The sequence below is a fragment of the Gryllotalpicola sp. CP2-P1 genome (assembly GCF_057512245.1).
On the sequence record NZ_JBLRDT010000234.1, the window covers coordinates 1 to 3,628 of the forward strand.

General features: G+C 71.0%; 6 protein-coding genes. 4 read left to right on the top strand and 2 right to left on the bottom strand.

Annotation, left to right across the window (positions count from 1 at the left end):
- On the bottom strand, window positions 1–265 hold a 265-nt coding region (locus tag ACM2XV_RS13380; protein WP_487027288.1), incomplete at its 3' end, for an LLM class flavin-dependent oxidoreductase.
- Window positions 266–330: 65 nt separating this feature from the next.
- Between ACM2XV_RS13380 and ACM2XV_RS13385 the strand changes: the two genes are divergently transcribed.
- Together ACM2XV_RS13385 and deoC are read left to right on the top strand one after the other, a co-directional pair.
- Window positions 331–693 (top strand): winged helix-turn-helix transcriptional regulator, encoded by a 363-nt coding sequence (locus ACM2XV_RS13385; RefSeq protein WP_487027289.1) that lies wholly within the window; start codon window positions 331–333, stop codon window positions 691–693.
- Window positions 686–1,378, top strand: a complete 693-nt coding sequence (deoC, locus tag ACM2XV_RS13390) for a deoxyribose-phosphate aldolase (RefSeq protein ID WP_487027290.1) — start codon at window positions 686–688, stop codon at window positions 1,376–1,378. The genes ACM2XV_RS13385 and deoC overlap by 8 nt, the downstream gene beginning before the upstream one ends.
- A gap of 43 nt (window positions 1,379–1,421) precedes the next feature.
- On the opposite strand, the gene ACM2XV_RS13395 is transcribed toward deoC, so the two are convergent.
- Window positions 1,422–1,901, bottom strand: a complete 480-nt coding sequence (locus ACM2XV_RS13395) for an Lrp/AsnC family transcriptional regulator (RefSeq protein WP_344776024.1) — start codon at window positions 1,899–1,901, stop codon at window positions 1,422–1,424.
- A gap of 68 nt (window positions 1,902–1,969) precedes the next feature.
- Between ACM2XV_RS13395 and ACM2XV_RS13400 the strand changes: the two genes are divergently transcribed.
- A complete protein-coding gene (locus ACM2XV_RS13400; protein ID WP_344776026.1) occupies window positions 1,970–2,440 on the top strand; it encodes a DUF2000 domain-containing protein in 471 nt (156 codons plus the stop codon).
- Between the two features lie 32 nt (window positions 2,441–2,472).
- Window positions 2,473–3,628: MFS transporter (locus tag ACM2XV_RS13405; RefSeq protein ID WP_487027291.1), on the top strand; the 1,156-nt coding region annotated here is incomplete at its 3' end.

The window sequence follows — 3,628 nt, forward strand, 5'->3', positions numbered from 1 at the left end:
CGGCGCTGCGCGCGAGCACGGCCGGCGGCCGCAGCGCGGAGTTGAGCACGTTGCCGCTGAGGTGGATGCGCTCGGTCGTCGCCGCGACCCAGGTGAGCAGGGTCCACGTGTCGCTGAAGCGCGGTTGGTACGGGTGGTCCTGGAAGGTGACCAAATCGAAGCCGAGCTGCTCGGAGAGCACGGCGAGCTCGACCGGTCGCTCAGCGGGCGAGTTGGTCGGGGTGATGAACGTGCCGAAGCGCAGGGGGTGGCCGTAGTCGGGCATGGGCACAAGCATCCGTTCTCGCTCTGTTTGCGGCAACATGCGCAGAAGTGACTCACAATAGGTAAGTGACCATCGAGGAACTTCGCACCGGCTGGGAGCAGATCGACGACGACGAGTGCCGTCGCGCGACGAGCGTCGTCGAGCTGATCGGGCGCCGCTGGAGCAGCGCGATCATGCTCGCCGTCGCCCGCGGCGCCACGCGGTTCACCGAGATCGTGGCGTCGGTGGCCGGACTGTCGGACAGGATGCTGGCGCTCCGGCTCAAAGAGCTCGAGCACGCCGGGCTGATCGATCGCATCGTCGAGCCGACCACGCCGGTGACCGTGCGCTACGCACTGACCCCGCGCGGCCGCGACCTGCTGACCTCGCTGCAGCCGCTCGTGCGCTACGGGCAGCGCTGGGAGGCGGCAGAATCGAACCATGACTGACTCGGCCCTCTCCGCGGCAGAGGTCGCGCGCTACATCGACTTCACCCTGCTCAAGCCCGAGGCGACGCACGCCGATGTCTCTGCGCTGATCGCCGAGGCGATCGAGCTCGGCACCTACTCGGTGTGCGTCTCGCCCTCGATGCTTCCCGTCGACGTGCCGCTCGAGGCCGACCTGAAGGTCGCCGTCGTGTGCGGCTTCCCGTCGGGCAAGCACAGCTCGACCGTGAAGGCCGTCGAGGCGGCCGAGGCCGTGAAGCACGGCGCCGACGAGATCGACATGGTGATCGACGTGGGCGCCGCCAAGGAGGGCGACTTCGCCTACGTGCAGTCCGACATCGCCGCCGTGCGCGCCGCGGCGCCGGCGCCGACCGTTCTCAAGGTCATCATCGAGTCGGCGGTGCTGACCGACGACGAGATCGTCGCGGTCTGCCGCGCCGCCGTCGCGGCGGGCGCCGACTTCGTGAAGACCTCGACCGGATTCCACCCGAGCGGTGGCGCCACCGAGCACGCCGTCGCGCTGATGCGCGAGACCGTGGGCCCCGAGGTCGGGGTGAAGGCCTCTGGCGGGGTGCGCACCATCGAGCAGGCGCGCGCCATGATCGCGGCCGGGGCGACGCGCCTCGGCGTCTCCGGCGCGCGCGCACTGCTCGCGGGTGCGGCGACGACGGGCGAAGCGGGGTACTGAGTGCGGATGCCCGCGCGAGCTCGGTGCGTGCGCTGCAGCGCGGTCAGCGACGCGGCCTGACCCCGACGGGCGCGACGGCCTTGCGGCGCAGGTGCTCGTAGACGACCGAGGTGCGCACGTCGGCGATCTCGGGCCGGCTCGTCAGCTTGTCGATCACGAATGCGTACAGCGCGTCGTTGTCGGGAACGGCGATGTGCAGGATGAAGTCCTGGTCGCCCGTGGTCACGAACGCGCCAAGGGTCTCGGGCAACCCGGTGACCCAGTCGCGGAACCCCTCGATCGCCTTTCGCGACGGCGGGCGGATGCGCACGGCGACGAGTGCCTGCACGGGCCGGCCGACGGCAGCGAGGTCGACGTCGAGGCTCGCGCCGGTGATGACGCCGCGGTCGCGCAGCGCGCGCGTGCGCTCGAGCGCGGTCGTCGGCGCGATGCCGACGGCGGCGGCGACGTCGCGATTCGTCGTCCGTGCGTCGGCCTGCAGAACGGCGAGAATCGCCGCATCTAGTTCGTCGAGTTCGGCCATAGGGGAACCCTAGCCGTACGAAGTTCGGCCGTGTTGCACTGACTCCGCCGATCTGAATAGCTAGCGCCATGAGTTCCCTCACCATCGGCTTCGACCCTGACCTCTTCGACCCCACCGTTTCGACGCGCGAGGCGCCCCTCAAGTGGGTCATCGTGGTGGACTCCGCGCTGCCGCCGGGCCGTGCCGTGAATGCGGCGGTCTGCGTGGCCGCCGCCACCCAGGCGCGCGTCACGGGTCTGCTCGGACCCGAGGTGGCGGACGCCTCCGGTGCGCCGCACCCCGGGCTGCCGTGGCTCGGCTGCACGATCCTCGCGGCCCCGGGCGTTCGCCTTCCCGAGCTGCGCGCCAAGGCGGCCGCCCGCGAGGACCTGTTCGTCGCGGACATGGTGGCCGCGGCGCAGGCGACGCGCGTCTATGCGGAGTACGTCGACGAGCTGGCGGCGCGCGCGGCGGACGAGCACGAGTACCTCGCCCTCAGCCTGGTCGGCCCTCGCAACCGCGTCGACCGCCTCGTCGGAAGGCTGCCGCTGCTGGGGTGAGCGGCGCGCCCCGCCGGGGCAAGATGGTTAACGTGACCGAAGAATTCCGCCTGCGCCAGATCGCGGTGGCGGCCTACGGTCCGGCCACCCTGTTCGGTCTCGCCGAGGGTGCGATCTTCCCCGTCATCGCGTTGAGCGCAATCGATCGCGGTGCGACGACCTCGGTCGCCGCGCTCGTCGCGGCGCTGATCGGCATCGGCTCGATCGCGACCAACATCCCCTCCGGCATCCTCGCCACGCGCATCGGCGAACGCCGCGCGATGCTCGTCGCCGCGGGCATCACGATCGTGGGCCTCGCCTTCTGCCTGATCGACCTGCGCGACCACGAGCTGTCACTGCTGACGTATGCGTTCGGGGTGCTGCTGATCGGCGCCGCGAGCTCGGTCTACAACCTCGCCAGGCAGTCGTACCTGACCGAGATGGTGCCTCCGCACATGCGGGCGCGGGCGCTGTCGACCCTCGGCGGCACGATGCGCATCGGCGTCTTCCTCGGCCCGTTCATCGGCGCGGCGGCGATGCACTTCTGGGGCCTCGACGGCGCATACTTCGTCGCGCTCGCCGCGATCGTCGCGGCCACCGTCATCGTCTATCGCGTTCCCGACCTCGAACTCGACGAGAAGCGGCGCAGCGCGGCGGCCGCCGTCACGACGGTCGGCATCGTCAAGCAGTACCGGCGCCTGTTCCTCACGCTCGGCATGGGCGTCTTGCTGCTCTCGGCGATCAGGCAGACGCGACAGATCGTCATACCGCTGTGGGCGGCGCATCTCGGGCTCGAGCCGTCGGTCTCGTCGATCATCTACGGCGTCGCCGGGGCGATCGACGCCCTCACCTTCTACCCTGCGGGCAAGGTGATGGACCGCTACGGCCGCCGCTGGGTGGCCGTGCCGTCGACGATCGTGCTGGGGGTCTCGTTCGCGCTCATGCCGCTCACCCACGGCGTCGCCACCCTGGCCCTCGTGGCCATGATCATGGGCTTCGGAAACGGCATCGGCTCGGGCATCGTCATGACGCTCGGCGCCGACACCTCGCCCGCCGTCGGCCGGCCGACCTTCCTCGGCGTCTGGCGCGAGCTGGCCGACGCGGGTGCGGGCATCGGGCCGGTCATCCTGTCTGCCGTGACGGCCGTCGCCGGGCTCGCGCTCGGCATCGAGGTCAGCGCCGTCGTCGGCTTCGGGGCGGCTGCGGCCC

Excerpts from the sequence above, each read along its gene's own strand:
- deoC (WP_487027290.1), top strand. The coding sequence starts at position 686 with ATGACTGACTCGGCCCTCTCCGCGGCAGAGGTCGCGCGCTACATCGAC.
- ACM2XV_RS13395 (WP_344776024.1), bottom strand. The coding sequence starts at position 1,901 with ATGGCCGAACTCGACGAACTAGATGCGGCGATTCTCGCCGTTCTGCAG.
- ACM2XV_RS13400 (WP_344776026.1), top strand. The coding sequence starts at position 1,970 with ATGAGTTCCCTCACCATCGGCTTCGACCCTGACCTCTTCGACCCCACC.